This window comes from Streptomyces sp. NPDC048361 (assembly GCF_040651795.1).
Classification (GTDB): Bacteria; Actinomycetota; Actinomycetes; order Streptomycetales; family Streptomycetaceae; genus Streptomyces.
On record NZ_JBEZKW010000018.1, the window covers coordinates 12,840 to 30,792 of the forward strand.

16 protein-coding genes and 2 pseudogenes are annotated in these 17,953 nt (G+C 71.1%); 8 read left to right on the forward strand and 10 right to left on the reverse strand.

Annotation, left to right across the window (positions count from 1 at the left end):
- Positions 1–3 precede the first annotated feature (3 nt).
- Positions 4–1,419 carry a hypothetical protein gene (locus AB0D31_RS13095; protein WP_362721140.1) on the reverse strand — a complete coding sequence of 472 codons (1,416 nt, stop codon included), beginning with the start codon at positions 1,417–1,419 and terminating at the stop codon, positions 4–6.
- Between the two features lie 281 nt (positions 1,420–1,700).
- A complete protein-coding gene (locus AB0D31_RS13100; RefSeq protein ID WP_362721381.1) occupies positions 1,701–2,258 on the reverse strand; it encodes an AAA family ATPase in 558 nt (185 codons plus the stop codon).
- Between the two features lie 402 nt (positions 2,259–2,660).
- On the opposite strand from AB0D31_RS13100, the pseudogene AB0D31_RS13105 reads away from it, so the two are divergent.
- Positions 2,661–2,855, forward strand: a pseudogene (locus AB0D31_RS13105) (phosphotransferase); the annotation flags it as partial.
- A gap of 507 nt (positions 2,856–3,362) precedes the next feature.
- On the opposite strand, the gene AB0D31_RS13110 reads toward AB0D31_RS13105, so the two are convergent.
- Complete coding sequence (locus AB0D31_RS13110) at positions 3,363–4,007, reverse strand: class I SAM-dependent methyltransferase (RefSeq protein WP_362721143.1); 645 nt, start codon at positions 4,005–4,007, stop codon at positions 3,363–3,365.
- Positions 4,008–4,280: 273 nt separating this feature from the next.
- Between AB0D31_RS13110 and AB0D31_RS13115 the strand changes: the two genes are divergently transcribed.
- Positions 4,281–4,928 (forward strand): TetR/AcrR family transcriptional regulator, encoded by a 648-nt coding sequence (locus tag AB0D31_RS13115; protein WP_362721146.1) that lies wholly within the window; start codon positions 4,281–4,283, stop codon positions 4,926–4,928.
- 113 nt (positions 4,929–5,041) lie between these two features.
- On the opposite strand, the gene AB0D31_RS13120 is transcribed toward AB0D31_RS13115, so the two are convergent.
- Positions 5,042–5,674 carry a LysE family transporter gene (locus AB0D31_RS13120; protein WP_362721149.1) on the reverse strand — a complete coding sequence of 211 codons (633 nt, stop codon included), beginning with the start codon at positions 5,672–5,674 and terminating at the stop codon, positions 5,042–5,044.
- Between the two features lie 70 nt (positions 5,675–5,744).
- On the opposite strand from AB0D31_RS13120, the gene AB0D31_RS13125 reads away from it, so the two are divergent.
- Positions 5,745–6,653 carry a LysR family transcriptional regulator ArgP gene (locus tag AB0D31_RS13125; RefSeq protein WP_362721151.1) on the forward strand — a complete coding sequence of 303 codons (909 nt, stop codon included), beginning with the start codon at positions 5,745–5,747 and terminating at the stop codon, positions 6,651–6,653.
- Between the two features lie 31 nt (positions 6,654–6,684).
- Here AB0D31_RS13125 and AB0D31_RS13130 read toward each other — a convergent pair whose 3' ends face one another.
- On the reverse strand, positions 6,685–7,128 hold the full coding sequence (locus AB0D31_RS13130; protein WP_362721155.1) for a MarR family transcriptional regulator: 444 nt from the start codon (positions 7,126–7,128) through the stop codon (positions 6,685–6,687).
- Positions 7,129–7,637: 509 nt separating this feature from the next.
- Between AB0D31_RS13130 and AB0D31_RS13135 the strand changes: the two genes are divergently transcribed.
- Positions 7,638–8,912, forward strand: a complete 1,275-nt coding sequence (locus AB0D31_RS13135) for a phosphatase PAP2 family protein (protein ID WP_362721157.1) — start codon at positions 7,638–7,640, stop codon at positions 8,910–8,912.
- A 245-nt stretch (positions 8,913–9,157) separates the two neighbouring features.
- Positions 9,158–9,694, forward strand: coding sequence for an isochorismatase family cysteine hydrolase (locus tag AB0D31_RS13140; RefSeq protein ID WP_362721160.1), 537 nt, complete (start codon positions 9,158–9,160; stop codon positions 9,692–9,694).
- 97 nt (positions 9,695–9,791) lie between these two features.
- On the opposite strand, the gene AB0D31_RS13145 is transcribed toward AB0D31_RS13140, so the two are convergent.
- The gene (locus AB0D31_RS13145; protein ID WP_362721163.1) at positions 9,792–10,988 is read right to left on the reverse strand and encodes an MFS transporter; all 1,197 of its coding nucleotides are present in this window, start codon (positions 10,986–10,988) and stop codon (positions 9,792–9,794) included.
- A 124-nt stretch (positions 10,989–11,112) separates the two neighbouring features.
- Positions 11,113–12,672, reverse strand: a complete 1,560-nt coding sequence (gene proP, locus AB0D31_RS13150) for a glycine betaine/L-proline transporter ProP (protein WP_362721383.1) — start codon at positions 12,670–12,672, stop codon at positions 11,113–11,115.
- A 312-nt stretch (positions 12,673–12,984) separates the two neighbouring features.
- Here proP and AB0D31_RS13155 point away from each other — a divergent pair, with 312 nt between their 5' ends.
- Positions 12,985–13,119: a hypothetical protein gene (locus AB0D31_RS13155; RefSeq protein ID WP_362721165.1), complete on the forward strand. Its 135-nt coding sequence runs from the start codon at positions 12,985–12,987 to the stop codon at positions 13,117–13,119.
- A gap of 33 nt (positions 13,120–13,152) precedes the next feature.
- On the opposite strand, the pseudogene AB0D31_RS13160 reads toward AB0D31_RS13155, so the two are convergent.
- A pseudogene (locus AB0D31_RS13160) lies at positions 13,153–13,597 on the reverse strand (hypothetical protein); the annotation flags it as partial.
- A gap of 71 nt (positions 13,598–13,668) precedes the next feature.
- On the opposite strand from AB0D31_RS13160, the gene AB0D31_RS13165 reads away from it, so the two are divergent.
- Together AB0D31_RS13165 and AB0D31_RS13170 are read left to right on the forward strand one after the other, a co-directional pair.
- Positions 13,669–14,496 (forward strand): helix-turn-helix domain-containing protein, encoded by an 828-nt coding sequence (locus tag AB0D31_RS13165; protein WP_362721168.1) that lies wholly within the window; start codon positions 13,669–13,671, stop codon positions 14,494–14,496.
- 68 nt (positions 14,497–14,564) lie between these two features.
- On the forward strand, positions 14,565–15,656 hold the full coding sequence (locus AB0D31_RS13170) for a methyltransferase (protein WP_362721171.1): 1,092 nt from the start codon (positions 14,565–14,567) through the stop codon (positions 15,654–15,656).
- A 184-nt stretch (positions 15,657–15,840) separates the two neighbouring features.
- Here the strand turns inward: AB0D31_RS13170 and AB0D31_RS13175 are convergent, their stop codons facing one another.
- Both AB0D31_RS13175 and AB0D31_RS13180 read right to left on the reverse strand, forming a co-directional pair.
- Positions 15,841–16,725, reverse strand: coding sequence for an NAD(P)H-binding protein (locus AB0D31_RS13175; RefSeq protein ID WP_362721174.1), 885 nt, complete (start codon positions 16,723–16,725; stop codon positions 15,841–15,843).
- A 113-nt stretch (positions 16,726–16,838) separates the two neighbouring features.
- The gene (locus tag AB0D31_RS13180) at positions 16,839–17,930 is read right to left on the reverse strand and encodes a YncE family protein (protein ID WP_362721176.1); all 1,092 of its coding nucleotides are present in this window, start codon (positions 17,928–17,930) and stop codon (positions 16,839–16,841) included.
- Positions 17,931–17,953: the final 23 nt, after the last annotated feature.

Genomic DNA, 17,953 nt, shown 5'->3' on the forward strand with positions numbered 1-17,953 from the left:
GGATTAGTGGCGGCGTGAGCCCAGCAGTGCTGCCGCCAGGGCGGCCGGCAGGAGGAAGAGAAGCAGCAGCGCCGCGATGGAGAGCCCGGGGTGTGCCTGCGCGTGGCGTTGCAAGGCACCGAGGAACGAGGGCGACGGCGGCTGGGGTTGAGCCACCACCGACCGGGGAGGGCGCGCCGTCCCAGGCGGCTCGGCGGGCCGCACCGGCACCGCACCGACGACTCCGGCCCCGGGCGGCTGGGCCGCGGTATCACCGCCCGGCGCGTTGGGCTCCGCCGGTGCGGGAGGTGTTTCGGGTACGGGAGGTGCGGCGGGCGGGGCGGGTGCGCCGAGACCGGCTGCCGCGCCAGGACCGGCCCCTCCCGGCCCGGCCGCGGCACCGGTGCCGGCAGGCGCACCGGGACCGGCCGGCCCACCCGCGCCCGCGGCCGCACCGGGGCCGGCGGGGCCACCGGGGCCCGCGGGTGTGCCCGGCGCGCCGACTCCACCGGGGACGCCCGTCCCGCCGGGTGCGGCGAGCGCGCCAGGGCCGGCAGCGGCGCCAACTGGCGGACGGAGAGCACCAGTTGTGCCCGGCAGCCCGACTCCGCCCGGGCGTCCGGCTCCGGCGGGAGGTGGGGCGGCGGCCGACGACCGCCCCGGTGGGACGGCGCGCGGCAGGGGCGGCGGCACGGCCGGGGTCGTCGGCGGCGCCGGGAGGACGAACTCCGCGTCTGCCCGTGCGCTGAGCCCCGGCGGCGGCACATTGCGCCCTTCGGGGTCCAGGGTGTCCGTACGGTCGCTTCCGGTGGCCGTCGCCGCGCTGCGATAGGAGCCGGGGTCGCGCCGTACCTGAGCGGTGCAGGTGAAGGACGCGCCGGGCGCCAGCTCCGGGATGTCCTGCCGCCCGGCGCAGTCGAAACGGCCGGGCGCCAGCACCGGGTCGGCGAGTGCGATGCCGTACACCGTCCTGTTGCCGGGGTTGGTCACCACGTAGCGGATCTCGGCCTCGGTGAAGCTGAGCAGTCGCGCGCTCTCGGCGAGGGTGAGGGCGCCCGCCACCCCGCCGTAGCCGCTCTGCGCGGAGGCGTGCAGCCGCATCGCGAGCGAGGGGACCGTGCCCGTCGCCATGACCAAGCCGGTGTGCGGGCCGGGTGCGGCGGGCAACTCTGCGGTGCACGTGGTGCTCGACAAGGCTCGCAGATATCCGGGGTGGCCGGAGCCGTTGGCGCAGTGGATGAGTGCCCCCGGTACGGCCGGGTCGGTCAGCCGGACCGTGGACAGATCGGCCTCCCCGAGGTTGGCCACCCGGTACACCTTGACCACCGGCGCGCCCACCCGAATCCCGGGGCGCAGGGCGCCGAGGCCGGGGCGGGTGTTCACGGTGACCGTCAGCCGCAGGCTGTGCTCCCCCACTCCCCCGGCGCGTGCCGTGGGCACCCCTGCCAAGGAACCGGGCAGGGTGGCTACTGCCGTGAACGCGACCACGAGAACCGTTCGCCGAGCGGCTGGACAACCGCGCGGGAGGCCCATCCCGTTACCCCTTCCGCCGGAAAGCGCTGTCCGGACAGATGGTGACCGACGGGACGGTGGGGGGGCTCAAGGCGTGCCGAACTTATTGGTTAATATTACAAATCCCACTCTTATGGGTCAGTTCAGCCCGCCCAGCGCCTCCCCCACGGACCACTTCGCACGGGAGGGATGGTTGCAGCGGGAGCGACTCATGCCGCAGGTATCCCTCTGGGTGGAAGCAACTTCAGGCGCTCGAAAGCGGTCGGGGTCGGCCGGTGCGGCAGAAAGTCCCTGATGCGCCGCGCGCAGTCGAGCGCACTGGTGGTGCCGGTGTCGCATTCGATGTCGTACAGACCGTGCGCGTGAACCTGCGCCATCTGCCGCGCGGCCAGACCTGGCGGGCGGTCACCCCGCTCTCGTTCACGCCGTTCCAGCTCCGGCAAGGGGCACCGTACGCCGACCAGGACCACGTCCGCCGGGGCGAACAGAGCGAGACAGTCCAGCAGACGCCATCGTTCACTGAGGACATGGTCGACGAGGACGTTGTTGCCGGCTGCCGCCATCCCCGCGACAGCCCGGTGGAACCCCATCCACGTTCGCTTGAGTACGTCGGCGAGCCGGTCGGGGCCGAGGTCCGGTGGAGTTGTCCGCATGGCGTGGAAGGCGTCCACCGGCAGGGAGAAGTACGTGTCGCCGAGGATGGGAAGGAGCTCCCGGGCGATGCTCGTCTTGCCGGAACTCGACGTACCGTTCAGGAAGATGATCAATCCGCCGGGCGTGCGCGACTCGTCCGCCGGACTCGGGCCGGGGGTGGACGGGGCCGGAACGGGCGCTGTTCCCACGGGTGTTGCCTCCACATCGGACCGGGTCTCGGCGGTACGCGAACTCCCTTGCCGCGCAGGCTGTTCAGGGGATTCCGACCTGTACGGTGGAGCCGCGCCGGGTGATCGCTTCCGCCGCGGCGCGGGGGCACGAACAGCCTAGCCGCCCAGGCTCGGGACGACTCGGCCGGCGCCCTGACGTCGACCCCCGGAGTGCCCCCATGACCGACCTGCGGCAAGCACACGGCGCCGCTCGCACCATCGCCGCGACGGCCCTGGGGCGCGACCCGGGACCCATGACGACGGCACCGAGCAGCTCCCACCCCCCTCCTCGACGGGCTGGCGTCGATCGCGGAGCGCGCCCCGCTGCACGCCCGTACCAACGTGCCGGTCCACGCGGACTGCCACTGGGACAACTGGCTCGCACACGACGGGAACGTAACGGCCCTGCTGGACTTCGAATGGGCGCGCTTCGGCGAACCGGCCGACGACTGGCTGTTCCTGATCCTGTTGAGCGGCCCCCACAGCGAGACGGTGCTCGACGTCATCGCGCGCACGACGCGGACGCCGGGCGACGCACTCAGGGCCGACTGCGAGATCCGCGAAGCGGCGCATCTGGCGTCGGACCTCCGCCTGGCGCTGCAACACCCGCACGAACACGGCCAGTTGCTGCCCGCCCGGTCCGCGCGCTCGAGGAACTCGTCGTGGGACGCCACTGGTGGCGTAGACCCCGCGGGTAGCGGTTGCCATCCGCGAGCTCCTTGGGCGAGCGCCGAGGTGGGTATGGCCCCCTGGGGCTCGGCCGGTTTGGGCGCACGTGCCGCCCCGGGGCAGAAGGCGATCGCGCTCTGCGATGTGCCTTCGTCGTGGATGACCGGCCCGTGCGGCACGGACACGGTGCGTCCAGGATGGAGCCGACGCCCCAGCCAAGGCCGCCTTCCACCCCTCGGTGTCCCCTGCACGACCCATGTCCGGCACGGCCAGACCCTCTCATGCTGTGCGCGGCAATTCGACCGTGCCCCGACCGAGGCCTCCCTCAGGCTCCGGCTGTCAAGGCGTCCGGCGCGCGAGGAGTATCGCTCCCTCGCGGCTCTCGGCCGAGCTGAGGGTCATCTGCGCCTCGATGGCGAATCCTGTGGCGCCGAGCCGGGTGATCAGGTCGCCGGGTCGGCGGAGGTGCACGTGCACCTTCATCGGGTGGCCGCCGTAACCCTGGCTCTTCAACCGGACCTCGTCACCGACATGGAAGCTCAGCAGCAGCGGGGCGCCGGGCCGCAGTGCGCGCCGGAAATGGTGGAGGACCGCGTCGAGTTCGCCGTCCGGGATGTGGATCAGCGAGTACCACGCGACCAGACCGGCCAGTGAGGCGTCGGGGATGTCCAGGTCAGTCATGGAACCGACTTCGAAGCGCAGGCCGGGGTGGTCCCGCCGGGCCACGGCGATCATCATCGGGGAAAGGTCGGTGCCGAACGCGTCCACACCCAGCCTCCGCAGATGGGCCGTCACCCTCCCGGACCCGCACCCCACGTCCGCGACCGGTCTCCCGCCCGCGGCCGCGACCAGGTCGGCGAAGAGCGCGAGGACAGCCCGCTCGTAAGGGGTCCGATGGAGGAGGTCACGCACCTGGTCGGCATAGTCGGCGGCCACGGTGTCATAGGAGACGCGGGTGTCGGCGAGCCAGCCTTCGGAAGTCACCCGGCCACGGTAGCGGCGGGTTGCTTGTTGCTTGCGTCGGCAGACGGCGGCAGTGACTCCGACGATCCACTCCGCCCGCCGGGCAGCTCCGCACAACGCGCCCCGAAGCCCCTGCCGACACAAGGCTGTTGCGGCCGCCTGCCCGGCGGCGACGGGAACGCCGGCGGGGATCCACTCCGCCGAACCATCACGCCGTGAGACTCAAAAGGCAGAGTGATAACCTCTAACGAAAGCGTAGGACTGGGTGTGCAGGCGTGACGTGTGGAGGCGGTCGTGGCCGAGCCGGAAGCAAGGACTCCCCGGGAGCGGTACCGCGCCCAAGTGCGTGAGGAGATCAAGAATCACGCCTGGGAGCAGATCGCGACCGCCGGCGCTTCGGCGTTGTCCCTCAACGCGATCGCCAAGCAGATCGGGGTGAGCGGGCCCGCTCTCTACCGCTATTACGCGAGCCGCGACGATCTGATCACCGAACTCATCCGGGACGCCTACCGCAGCCTCGCCGACACCTTCCGGGCACACGCCGTCGCCGGGACCGATCTCGCCGGCCTCGCGGATGCCCTGCGCCACTGGGCCCTCGCCGACCCACAGCGCTACTTCCTCCTCTACGGCACCCCCGTGCCCGGCTACGAAGCCCCCGAGGACACCGTGCGGACCACCTCCGAGATCATGGACGTGCTCCTCGCGGCGTGCGCGGCCGAACAGCAGCCGGCCACCACGACCCCGCTCGACGACCATCTCGCCGAGCACCGCGACTGGGCGCGTGATCCCAAGACGCCTCCCGCCGCCCTGAGTCGCGCGTTGACGTTCTGGACGCGTCTGCACGGCATCCTGTCCCTCGAACTCGCCGGTCACTTCACGGGCATGGGCTTCGACCCTTCGGAGCTTTACCGAGCCGAGACCCGCACCCTGATCGGTCCCTGAGGACCAATAAAGCGGATAGAGCACATAGGGCGCATAGGGTAGATAGGGCCTTTCGAGTCCTTCGGAGCCCACTCCAGTCACCCCGGTTCCTCGCGGCCGCTCCACGGCACCGGTCATGGCCAGATGGTGCGGGCCAGCAGCAGTGCGCCCATCGTGAGCATGGTGCCGGCGACCAGCGTGTCCAGTACGCGCCATGCGCTGGGGCGGGCCAGAACCCCGCTGAGGAGGCGGGCGCCGTAGCCGAGGCCGGCGAACCACACCAGGCTGGCCCCCATGGCCCCGAGGCCGAAAGTCCAGCGCAGGGTGCCGCGGTCGGCGGCGGCCGAGCCGAGCAGCAGCACGGTGTCCAGGTAGACGTGCGGGTTGAGCCAGGTCATGGCCAGGCAGGTGAGCACCGCCGTGCGGACAGAGCCCGCCGGGGCGCCCTGGGTCGTCAGCCCGTGCGCGGCAGCGGGCCTCAGGGCGCGGCGGGCGGCCAGGGCGCCGTAGCAGACCAAGAAGCCGCCACCGGCCAGGCCGACCGCGGTCAACGCGGCGGGCCAGGCGGTGACCACGGCTCCGAGCCCGGCCACGCCCACGGCGACGAGGACCGCGTCGGACGCGGCGCAGATGCCGACCACCGCGAGGACGGCCTGTCGGCGCACCCCCTGGCGCAGGACGAACGCGTTCTGCGCGCCGATGGCGACGATGAGGGACAGGCCTGTGGTGAATCCGGCGAAGGCCGCCGGCAAGATGCCGCTGTTCATGCCTTCGACGGTATGGATCAGCCGGGGCATTAGTACAGCTAAAGTTTCTTACTTAGCATTAGCTCTTGTGATGACTGAGCTGCCGTTGGACCAGGTTCGCACCCTGCTTGCCGTCGTCGACGAGGGCACCTTCGACGCCGCCGCCGCGGCGCTGCACGTGACACCTTCCGCGGTCAGTCAGCGGGTCAAGGCGTTGGAACAGCGCACTGGCCGGGTGCTGCTGATGCGTACGAAACCGGTCAGGCCGACCGAGTCCGGGCAGGTGGTGGTGCGGTTCGCCCGGCAATTGGCCGCGCTGGAGCGGGACGCGCACACGGAGCTGGGCATCGCCGACGAGTCCGTTCCGCCCCGGTTGCCCATCGCGGTGAACGCGGACTCCCTGGCCACCTGGTTCCTGCCGGCGCTGACGCGGGTTCCGCAGGACCCGCCCATCTGCTTCGAGCTCTACCGCGAGGACGAGGCACACACCGCGGCGTTGCTGCGCGAGGGGCAGGTGATGGCGGCGGTGACGTCGTCGGCGCAGCCGGTGGCGGGCTGTCTGGTGCGCCCGCTGGGCCGCTTCCGGTATCTGCCGGTGGCGAGCCCGCAGTTCGCGGCGCGCCATCTGTCGGCCGAGCCGCTGGAACACTGCCTGCCCGACGCACCGGTCATCATCTTCGACCGGCGTGACGAACTGCAGGACCGGTTCGTGCGGTCACTCGCGCCCGAGCGGTCCGGCGCGAGCCATATCCGTCACTACGTGCCCACGTCGGAGGGGTACTGCGACGCCGTGACCGCGGGCCTCGGCTGGGGTCTGCTGCCGGAGTCACAGGCGATACCGCTGGTGCGCTCGGGCGCCCTGCGGGAGTTCGCGCCGGGCCGGCGGTTGACCGTGCCGCTGTACTGGCAGCAGTGGAAGCTCGATGTGCCGGCGCTGGCGGTGGTGGCGGAGGTCATCGCGACCGCCGCGGCCGAGTCGCTGCGTGCACCGGCCCAGTGAAGCACTGACGGAGAAGCACTACGGAGAAGCACTAACGGAAAGGGCCTTCGGCGACGAAGCGTTCGAGCGCGCGGGCGAACGCGGCCGCTTCGCCCGGCGGCCATGCGGCGAGGCCGGCCTCGATCTGGGCGGACAGGCGTCGGCGCAGGGCCGCCACCGTGCGCTCACCCTCGTCCGTCAACGCGAGCAGTGTGGCGCGCCGGTCGGCCGGGTCGGGTTCGCGCCGCACGAGCCCGGCGGCTTCGAGCCGGGATGCGCGGCGGGTGACACCGGACCGGTCGAGCCCCACATCGGGGGCGAGGTCGGCCGCGCTGCGCGGGCCGGTCCGCTCCAGGCCGCTGAGGATCGGGTACGTCAGCTCGTCCACCGCCTCCCCCATGTCGGCGGTCAGCGTGCGGTGCAGCTCGATACGGGTGCTGCGCTTGAGCAGCACGCCAAGGGACTCGGCGATCTGTCGCCCCACGTCGTTTTCCACATCCGCACAATAGCGTGCGAGACGCACGCAAGGTGCGGGGTGCGCGTCCCTGCGCGTGAGAGGTCCGTCTCCTCCACCGCGGACGGCACCGGCCGCTCTTCTTCGAGTGGCGCCAACCGTTTCCTCCGGTGGCGGCGACCTGATGCGTACAGCCGCGTACGGCCCGGCTCGTACGCACCGGCCGTCCCACTCCGACCTGCGGTTCACTCTCCGTTCGCCGGGCGAAACCGCCCCGTTTCCGCCGCGTCGGCCCGGGGCCTTTGGGGCGCCGATAACACAAGCGGCGTAACCCGCGTGTACGGCTCCGTTAGCATGATCGAACCCTTACCGCTCGTCCGCATCACCCACGCTCCACCGGAAACCCGTCCCACCAGGCATGAAGAGCGGCCACACCACCGGCGTCCGACAAAAACACATGGGCCAAACACTTGATACCTATAGCCTCGCGGATATCCGCCCGAACCAACCGCGCACAGATACTCGCCGCTCTGCGTCGACCACGCGCGCTCATGTGGACCGCGGCAAGTGTGGTGGCCCTCGCGTTCCTCGTCATGCTGGAGATCGCCGCACGCCACTACGGCATGCCGGGACCGATCACCAACCAGGCGCGGGAGGTGATCTTCGCCCCCAAGTCGGGGCCGCTGCTCTACGCCGGGATGGCGTTGATGATGGTGGTGCTCCCCTGGCGGCAGCGCTACATCGCGATCGGCGCCGCGGTCGGGATCGATCTTGTGTTCTTGCTGGTGCGGTGGCTGGTCGACGCCAAGATGATGTTCGGCAACGGCGCACTGTGGGTGATTCTGGCCTGCGCGGTGATCGCCGTCACCAGACGCACAGGCGCCGAGCGCGTGCTGCTGCTCAAGGGGGTGGGGCTCGGGCTGCTCCTCGTCGCCGGCCGCAAGACCGGTGACACCTGGCTGCTGATCACCTCCAAGACCCGGCCGACGGTCCTCGACCAGTACGTGGCCGTCGCCGACCATGCCTTGGGCAACCCGTCCTGGCTGGCCGGACGCATCGTCGAGGCGACCGGCACCGTGGGCTCGCACATCCTGGACTACGTCTACATCCAGCTCGCCGTGGCCGCGGTGGTCGTCGCCCTGTACCAGCTGCGCCACGTGGCCAGGGACCGCCGGTTCCCCGCCCACCACCTGGTCCGTACATTCCTGGTGATCGGCCTGCTCGGCCCCGCCATCTACATGATCTTCCCCGTCGTCGGGCCGATCTTCGCCTACGGCGGCGACGGCGGTCACTGGGCGCTGGCCAACCTGTGGCCGCACACCATGCCCACGCTCGCAGCCCCGCACCACATGCCGTTCGACGAACACACCCCTCGCAACTGCATGCCCAGCCTGCACACCGCCTGGGCCACGGCGATCTTCGTGCACTCCCGCAAGGGCCCCCGCGCCCTGCGGATCGGGGGCGCCCTCTGGCTGCTGGCCACCCTCGGCGCCACCCTGGGCTTCGGCTACCACTACGGAACCGACATCATCGCGGGCGTCGTCTTCACGCTCACCGTCGAAGCGGGACTGCGCGCGCTCGCCTACGGCTGGGACCGGCAGGCCATTCAGCTCGTCGCCCACGGAGCCGGCGTCTTCACCGCGCTCCTCCTGGCCTACCGCTACCTGCCGCTCCAGATGGCCCATCACCCGTGGGTCTTCGGCCCCTTGATGGTTCTGGCGGTGGCCTCGGTCGTGCACCGCTACATCCGGACCGTCAAGGAGTGGGAACCCCTCGCGGCGCCGGTACGCGCGCCCCAGCCGCAACCTCAGCCCGAACTCGTCTGAGCCGTGGCGAGCTTTGGGCCACGGCTCAGACGAGCCGGCTGACCTGTTCCCGCGCGACGGCCCACGCACCGCGCGCCGGCATCCTTCGCCGTTCGGAGCGGCCCCGACTTCCGGGGCCGCTCCGAGCCGTTTCCGGCCGTTCCGCAGCCCGCCCGGTCCGCTTCCGGGCCCGCCGCCGACCCGCGATGCCCCATGGCGCGTCTCCCGACGGGCAGCGCCGCGGCGTGCGGATGCAAGGTGGAGGTATGGAAAAGACCGCTGTCATCGTCATCGACATGATCAACACGTACGACCACAAGGACGCCGAGCTGCTGCTCCCAGCGGTCCACACGGCGCTGCCCGCCATGGTGGACCTCCTGGACCGCGCGCGCCGCAACGATGTCCCCGTGATCTACGCCAATGACAATTTCGGGCAGTGGCGGTCGCATCACGGCGAGCTTGTGGAGACGGCGCTGGCCGGCCCGCACGCCGACCTCGTACGTCCTCTCAGTCCGGACAAGGACTCGCTGTTCGTGGTGAAGGCGCGACACTCGATCTTCTACGAAACTCCGCTCAGCTACCTGCTGCGGGAGCAGGGCATCACGCATGTGGTCCTGTGCGGGCAGGTCACCGAGCAGTGCGTGCTGTACTCGGCGCTAGACGCCCATATCAGGCATATCCAGGTCACGGTCCCGCGCGACGCGGTGGCCCACATGCACGAGGACCTGGCCGACGCTGCTCTGCGGATGATGCAGCGCAACATGGACGCCCATGTTCCGCTCACTCGCGAACTGGAGCTGTAGCGCCAACCCGATCGGCGCGGAGACCGTCGTGCGTTCACTGACGTACTGGAGCTACCGGGTGCGACGGGCAACGGCCTGAGCCCCGTATGAACATCGCTCAGCCACCGTCCGCCGTCTCCGCCGGCCGCAGCAGCAGGTAGATCCCCGCGACGGTGGCCAACACGGCCATGCACGCGATGAAAGCAAGCCCCGCCCCTTCGAGGCCGAGCGGCTTCACCAGTACGCCGACGCCGATCACCGGCACCGAGATGCCCGCGTACGCCACCACGAAGAGGGTGGAGATCACCGAGGCGCGATGGTCGGCCGGGGACGCCTCGGCCACCGCGGACAGGGCTCCGCGGAAGGCGAGCCCCTGGCCGCATCCGCCGACCAGCGCGCTCAGCACCATCAGGGACAGCAAGTCCCAGCGGAGCGCCGCCGCGAGGAGCGCGAGGCCGGCCAGGAGCGCGGAGCAGCCCAGGGGCAGTGAGCGTGTCAGCCCCACGCGGCCGACGGCCAACTGGCCGGCGGTCGAGGCGAAGAAGGCCAGCGCGACGACGAGGCCGATCGCCGCGTGGTTGCTCACGTTCAGGGACTCGGCCAGGAACGCCGGGCTCACCGATGTGAACACGCCGAACAGGGCGAATCCCACGAACGCCGCGATCGCCGCGGGCACGAACACGGGACGCACCTGAGCGGGCAGGCTCGGGCGCTGTGTTCGTGCGCTGCGCACCGGCTGCGGGTCTTGTACGGTCTCCGGGAGCCGCAGCAGGACGACGGCCGAGCCGGCCAGCAGTGCCAGGTGGACGATGAACGTGAGTGTCAGCGGCCAGCCCGCGTACTGCGCGAGCAGACCGGCGAGCAGGGGCCCGCACCCAAGGCCCCCCATGTTGGCGGCCGTCGCCACGAGCGTGGCCTTGGACGCGCCGCCGCGGGGCGCCAGATCCATGACGTACGCCGTGGCGGCCCCGGTGAACAGCCCGGCGGACAGCCCTGACAGGAGCCGGCCCGCGAACAGCCAGCCGAGCCCGGAGGCGCACAGGAAGCAGACCGCGCTCGCCGCTGCGAACCCCAGACCCGACAGCAGCACCGGACGCCGGCCCACGGCGTCCGACATATTGCCCGCGAGCAGCAGCACGCCGATGACACCGAAGGCGTACACGGCGTACACCACGGTGACCGTCAGCTCGGAGAACCCGAACTTGTCCTGATAGAGGCCGTAGAGCGGGGTCGGCAGCGTGGTGCCGGCCATGCACACGGCGAACACCGCGCCGCTGAGCAGACACGGCCACCAGCCGCGAAGATCACGATCCATGCCACTGACGGTAACGCCACCGGCGCCCCCGCACCGCCCCTGCGCACCGGGCTGCCCGGCGTTCAAGCCGATGCTGCCGGCCGGGCGACGCGTACCTCCGCCGTGTGCGCCTGCCGGCGCCCCCTCAGCCGCGCCGGTCCTTGCGGTCCCGTTTCTCGGAGTGGTGGTGCAGGTGCGGCAGGTGGCCCTGGCGTAGTTGGAGCCATACGTCGCGCGCACGGCGCCCCGCGTGGGTGCGGCTGCGCGCCACCATTTCGCGGGCCTCCTCCTCGGACTCGGCCATGGCGGACGACCCCCGCAGCGGCTGACCCGCGGTCTCGCGCAGGAACAGGGCCGAGATCACGCCGATCACACCCGCGGCCATGAGGTAGTAGGCCGGCACGAGTTCGTTTCCGGTCGCGTTCACGAGGGCGGACGCGACCAGTGGGGTGGTGCCGCCGAACAGGGACACGGAGAAGTTGAAGGCGAGCGACAGGCCGCCGTAGCGCAGATGGGTGGGGAAGAGGGCGGGCAGCGTCGCAGCGCTCGTCCCCGCGAAGCACACCAGGAACAGGCCGAGCACGACGCAGCCGATCGCGGGGAACAGGATGCCGCCCTGCCGGATGAGCTGGAAGACGGGTACCGAGAAGATCACCATCGCGATCCCGCCCCACAGGAAGAGGGGCCGTCGCCCGAACCGGTCCGAGGAGCGGCCGACGGCGGTGATGGTGAGGACGACGAGCACCATGGTCGCGAGCACGAGGAGCTGGGCGGTGAGTTCGGATTCGCCGAGGGTCGTGCTCATGTAGGTCGGCAGGTAGGACGTCACCATGTAGTTGGTGACGTTGTAGAGCAGTACGAGCCCGATGCAGACGAGCATGGCCTGCCAGTGGTGGGTGAAGACCTCCTTGAGCCGCCCCTTGCCCGACATGCGGGCCTGTTCCAGGCGCTCGTCCTCCTCGGACGTGGGGCCGCTTCTTGCCGCCGCCTGCCGTCCGCGCTCCTCCGCCTCCTGGAACGCGGGGGTCTCGTCGAGCCGGAGCCGCATGTAGAGCCCGATGAGCCCGAGCGGTCCGGCGACGTAGAAGGGGATGCGCCATCCCCAGTCGACCATCTGGTCCTCGGAGAGCAGGCCGGTGAGGACCGTGACCAGGCCGGAGCCGAGGGAGTAGCCGATGAAGGTGCCGAAGTCGAGCCAGCTGCCGAGAAAGCCCCGGATCCGGTCGGGTGAGTACTCGGCGATGTAGGTGGTGGCTCCCGCGTACTCGCCGCCGGTGGAGAAGCCCTGGACCAGCCGGCACAGCAGGAGCAGCACCGGCGCGGCCAGGCCGATCGACTTGTAGCCAGGCAGGAAGCCCACGGCGAAGGTGCTGATCGCCATCATGATCATGGTGACGGCAAGTACCTTCTGGCGGCCGACCCGGTCGCCCAGCGGCCCGAACACGAGGCCGCCGATGGGCCGGACGAGGAACGCCGCGGCGAACGTCGCGAACGTCGAGATGACCTGGGCACCGGGTGAGCTGGAGGGGAAGAAGACCTTGCCGAGCGTGGCGGCGACGTAGGCGTAGACGCCGAAGTCGAACCACTCCATCGTGTTGCCGAGCGCGGCGGCCGACACGGCGCGCCGCACGGCGGGTTTGTCGGCGACCTTCACGTCGTCGGGGTGCAGCGACTTCTTGCGACGGCGCAGCAGCGCCCGCACCATGCGTTCGGTCTCCACGCTCCCCGAACCGAATCCGCGACCTCGGCGGCCCGGTTGTGCGGGCCCCCGCCTCTTTGAGTTCATGTGTACCTGTGCGTCGTCGGTGGTTCCGCACCAGCGATGTGCGATGTGCGGAGTTCTGCCGGAGCACCGGCATCGGCATCGGCGTCCGGTGCGCGGCGTACGTGCTCCAACTTTCCCTGCTGCTCAGCCGCGCGCGGTGCATACGGCGGCGCGGCGTGTCGCCCCGCCCCGCAGGCCCCTGGGGGCCCCGCACCACGCTGCGAACGGCCCACTTTCTGTGGCGCCGTGTGGATGGGCGACGGCACCGTGACCGGCTGGCGCCGCGGTGAACTCGGCTGCCAGGACCAGCCGCCCGGCGCCGTGACCACCCTCGCGGACGGCACCGTCGTCATCGCCGGCAACACGGACCTGTGGGTGCGCCACTGAGCCGGCCGCCCCGAGCGCGCCGGTGCCCCGTGCTCAGTCGCGGTAGGCGGCGGCCGCGATCTCGACGAACGAACGGAGCAAGGGGTTGGTGCCGCCCGCGTTCCACGCCGCCACGACCCGGCTCGGCGCCACGTCGGCGAACGGCACCACGGTGAGGCCCCGGCCCGACGGGTGGCCGAGGAGGGTCAGGCCGACCGTGCCGTTCCAGGGCGATGTCGACGAGTCCGGCGAGCAGCCCGCAGGTGGGGTCGGCCAGGTCGGTCTCGCGGATGCGGACCTCGACATCCGGATGGCGCCGGCGGTAGGCGGCGGCCAGCCGCAGGGCGGCCACGTCGGTTCTGTCGCCCAGGATGCCGACGGTGAGGATCGCGGCCCCGGCCGCCGCGGCCACCCGCACGCGGGCCTTCTCCGCATGGTCGAGCACGGCGCGCGCCTCCCCGAGGAGGACCGTCCCCGCCGGGGTCGGCGAGACTCCCGCCCGGCGGGCCGCGGACCCCGGGGGGAACTTTCGTCCAAGACAATAGCGTTGCGGTCCGGGACTCTAGGGACATGCGCAGCTACGAAGCAGGGTCCGCCACCTGGCACCGTGACGCCGAGCACGGCTGGGAGGTCGCCCGCCCTCGCCGGGGCGCCTCCCTCGGCGGTGTCCGGATGGCGGGGTTCCGCGACCGGGTCGCCGCCGGGCTCGACAAGCAGGTGCTTCCGCAGCCCGCGGTGGTGATCGTCATCGGCCTCGGAGAGGCCCCGTTCACCATCGAGGACACCTCCGGCAGCCGGCCCCTGACGAGCTTCGCCGCGTCGTTGGTGCCGGGCGCATCCCGTATCCGCGGGGAGCGCGTGGAGTGCGTCGAGCTGCACTTGTCACCCCCGGCCGCCTATGCACTGCTGGGTGTCGCTCCCCTCGAACTGGCCAGCTCCGTCACGGGACTTGACGAACTCTGGGGACGCCACGAGCGATATCTGCGCGAGCAGTTGGCGGACGTCTCGTCGTGGCGCGAACGCCTTCCGCTGATGGACGAGTTCCTGCGGAGAAGGGCCGCGCGGGCACCCTCGATGGCGCCCGAGGTCGCGGCCGCCTGGGGTCACATCGTGGCGAGCCGGGGCCGCGTACGGGTCGAGGATCTCGCGGCGTCCTGCGGCTGGAGCCGGAAGCGGCTGTGGTCCAGGTTCACCGCGCAGGTGGGTCTGACACCCAAGCGCGCGGCCATGCTCGTGCGCTTCGACCTGGCCGCCCGAGCTCTGTACGCGGGCGAGAGCGTCAGCGATGTCGCGCTCGCCTGCGGATACGTCGACCAGTCCCATCTCCACCGCGACGTACTGGCCTTCGCGGGGTGCACCCCCGGCGCCCTGGCGTCCCGGGCGCCCACCGGCTCCTGACAGCTGCGGCTCGCATGCCCGACCCACCACGGACGCCCGACCCACCACGGGACGAGAGGACTACACGCATGACCATCACCGAGGTCCGAGCAACGGACGCGGCCTCCGAACGCCACCTGATCGTCAAGATGGCCTTCGGAAGCATGGCGGCGCAGACCCTGCGGGCCGCCGTACGGCTCAAGGTGTTCGAGCTGATCGGCGAGGCGCCGCGGCAGGTGGCCGACATCGCCGCCGAAGCGGGTACCGAGCCGCAGCCCATGACGCGACTGCTGCGCGCCCTGGCGGCTTTGGGCGTGCTCAGGCAGGACTCGGCCGACTTCTTCTCGGCGACGCCCGCCGGCGCTCTCCTCGACCCCCGCCACCCCCGCTCGCTCGCATCCTTTGTGCGGGTGTTCACGGACCCGGTCGCCTTACGTTCCTGGGAGCATCTGGACGGCAGCATCCGCACCGGCGAGGTCGCGTTCGACGAGGTCTTCGGCACGGACTTCTTCAGCCACCTCGCCCAACACCCCGACCTGTCCGCGGCGTTCAACGCGGCGATGAGCCAGACCGCCGGCGCGGCCGCCGACGCGCTGCCGTACGCCTACGACTTCGGCCGGTTCACCTCTGTCACGGATGTCGGGGGCGGCGCGGGGACCCTCCTGGCCTCGGTGCTCGGCGCACATCCCGGTCTGACCGGCGTCGTCTACGACACGGTGGAAGGGCTTGCGCAGGCGTCGACGACGCTGCGCCGGCAGGGGCTCGCCGAACGGTGTGCTCTGGCCTCCGGGGACTTCTTTCACTCCGTTCCGGCCGGCTCGGATCTGTACCTGATCAAGAGCGTGTTGCACGACTGGCCGGACGACCGGGCGGTCACGATCCTGCGCCACTGCCGCGAGGTGCTGCCTGCCGGCGGCCGCGTCCTGATCGTGGAGCCGGTGCTTCCCGAGGCCGCCGACACCGACACCGACACCGACGCCCAAGGCCATGCCGCCGACGTGGGGATCACCTATCTGAGCGACCTCAATATGCTGGTGAACGTGGGCGGCAGGGAGCGCACGCGTCAGGACTTCGAAGCCGTGTGCCATCGTGCGGGTCTTACCGTCACCTCCGTCACCCCGCTGTCGGAGGCCGCTCCCTATTGCCTCATCGAGGCTGAGGCCGAAACCGAAGGGGAGTGAAAGGAACTGAGAGGGAATTGAAGGGGGACTGAAGGTGCCTGCGTCCTGCGGGGGCGGTCGGGCCGCGCTCAGCGTGCGGCCCACTCGCCCCCGCACAACGGCCGGGCCGCACGCGGCAACGAGCCATGGCCCGGCCCGGGTTCGACGCGCGTGTCGGGTTCGACGCGCGGGCCCGGGTTCGGGATCAGGCGCGGATGGCCGGCTTCAGCACCTCCTCGGCCCACTGCCGGAACGTCGTCGAAGTCGTCGACTCCGCCGTGCGCGGCTCGGCCTTGTCGATGCCCTGGTTCTTGGCGTCGAACATGTCGACCATCGCCTGGGCCATGGCCTCGCTCGAACCGAAGCCGGTGAGCCGCTCCTTGAGCGCCGCGCCCGGAACCTGCCGATAGCCGATCGTCTTGCCCAGGACGTCGGAAAGGGTCTCGGCCATCTCGGCGGGCGTCAGGTCCTCCGGGCCGAGGCAGGCGACCTCGCCGGTTCCACGCCACGTGTCGTCGAGCAGCAGGCGCGTGGCGGTGGCGGCGATGTCCCGCGAGGCGACCATCGGGGACTTCAGATCCGGGTCGGCCATCAGGAAGAACATGCCCTGCTCCTTCAGCGCACCGACCTGGTGCAGCAGGTTGTGCATGAAGGAGGGGCAGGTGACCGCCCGGTAGGGGACGCCTGTTGCACCGATCAGGTCGTCCATCGCCAGGGAGGCGGTCACCGGGCCGGCGTGCGCGGCCAGGGGCGTGCCCCGACCGAGCGCGGAGATGCCGACGACACGCTTGACCCCATGGCGTACGAACGCCTCGCAGGCGGGCCGGGTGAAGTCGACGTACGCGCTGTGGACGTCGGCTCCGGCGGGGTTGCCCGGCGCGAGCCAAAACACGGCCTCGGCGCCCGCGCACGCCCGGTCGATGACGTCGGGGTCGCCATGCGTGCCCTCGACGATCTCGACGCGTTCCCGCACCTCGGGCGCGAGCCGGGCGGCGTCCCTGACGACCAGACGCAGGGGCACGCCCCGGTCGAGCAGGTCGGCAACAACGTCACGGCCGATGGTGCTGGTGGGGGCGGTAATGACGTACATGTGAATCCTTCTGTTCTGGATGTTCTCAATGATCTGAATGATCTGGGCGGGCTGAATGGTCCGGGTGGGCCGAATGGAGGGCGGCCCGAACGGGGGGGCGGTCGTGCCGGATGTCACGCGGCGCGCGGGATATAGGCGAGCCCGTGGGCGCCCGCCTCTCCGCGCATGGCGATGTCGAGACGGCCGAGGCGGTGCAGCGAGTCCAGGTCGACGATGTCGACGGTGGAGGAGGCGACGCCGGCCACGTACCCGATGCGGCCGTCCGGTGACGAGGTGATGGTCAACGGGCAGAGTCCGACGTCCAGTTGACCCAGTTGTTCGTGGGTCTGGCCCGAGAACACCGTGAGGCGGCCCGGTGCGTGGCGTCCGAGCGCGGACGCCGGGTCGAACGCGCTGCGCATCTCCGCGACGAGCAGCTTTCCCGTCGACGTCATGTGCACCGGCAGGACGATGTCCTGAGTGGGCAGCGTGGCTACGACCGAGCGGGTACGGGCGTCGATGACCCGGACCCCGGTCGCCGGGCGGCCGGCGGCGTCGGCACCGGCACCGGCACCGGCACCGGCACCGGCACCGGCGTCGAAGGAACCCCCGTACGGGGCGGCCACGTAGACGAGCGTCCCGTCGGACGAGACGGCGATCCCCTCGCTTCCCGGCACCTCGACCTTCGCGGTGAGGACGTCTCGTTCGAGGTCGACGACCGAGACGAACGGCGCCTCCTTGTTGGCCGCGTAGCCGGTGCGCCCTTCGGGGTCGATGACGAACCAGTGCGGGCCGGGCGCGTCCGTGTCGATGCGGCCCAACGGGCGCCGGGTCCGCGTGTCGATGACGACGACGCCGCCGGGGCGGTCCTCCGAACCCTCCACGCTGACGTAGAGGCGTTTGCGCACGGTGTCGAGGGCCAGGCCGTGGGGCCCGTGTTCCGGGGCGAGGTCGATGATCTCGACGACGCGGCGGGTGTCGGGGTCGATGACGGTCAGCTCGGTGCGCCGGCCGCTGTTCGCGTGGTAGTAGCCCGACGCGTACGCGGTCGTGCACCACAGCAGCCGTTGAGTGGGGTCGAAGCACAACTCATGGGGTGAGCACGGGACTTCGAGGGTGTCGAGGTGGCGGTCCGAGGCGGCGTCGTAGAACGAGACCGTCGGCCCGCTCTGGCTGACCACGGCCAGAACGTCGCCCTCACGGCCGGCGCGAGCGGACTGCGGCATGGGAACTCCTTGATCGAACTGAT

Coding starts and splice junctions, on each gene's coding strand:
- proP (WP_362721383.1), bottom strand. CDS start 12,672: ATGGTGCGGGCGCTGCTGCGCCGTCGCAAGAAGTCGCTGCACCCCGAC.
- AB0D31_RS13125 (WP_362721151.1), top strand. CDS start 5,745: ATGACTGAGCTGCCGTTGGACCAGGTTCGCACCCTGCTTGCCGTCGTC.
- AB0D31_RS13120 (WP_362721149.1), bottom strand. CDS start 5,674: ATGAACAGCGGCATCTTGCCGGCGGCCTTCGCCGGATTCACCACAGGC.
- AB0D31_RS13175 (WP_362721174.1), bottom strand. CDS start 16,725: ATGTACGTCATTACCGCCCCCACCAGCACCATCGGCCGTGACGTTGTT.
- AB0D31_RS13135 (WP_362721157.1), top strand. CDS start 7,638: ATGTGGACCGCGGCAAGTGTGGTGGCCCTCGCGTTCCTCGTCATGCTG.
- AB0D31_RS13165 (WP_362721168.1), top strand. CDS start 13,669: ATGCGCAGCTACGAAGCAGGGTCCGCCACCTGGCACCGTGACGCCGAG.
- AB0D31_RS13180 (WP_362721176.1), bottom strand. CDS start 17,930: ATGCCGCAGTCCGCTCGCGCCGGCCGTGAGGGCGACGTTCTGGCCGTG.
- AB0D31_RS13145 (WP_362721163.1), bottom strand. CDS start 10,988: ATGGATCGTGATCTTCGCGGCTGGTGGCCGTGTCTGCTCAGCGGCGCG.
- AB0D31_RS13140 (WP_362721160.1), top strand. CDS start 9,158: ATGGAAAAGACCGCTGTCATCGTCATCGACATGATCAACACGTACGAC.
- AB0D31_RS13170 (WP_362721171.1), top strand. CDS start 14,565: ATGACCATCACCGAGGTCCGAGCAACGGACGCGGCCTCCGAACGCCAC.
- AB0D31_RS13155 (WP_362721165.1), top strand. CDS start 12,985: ATGGGCGACGGCACCGTGACCGGCTGGCGCCGCGGTGAACTCGGCTGC.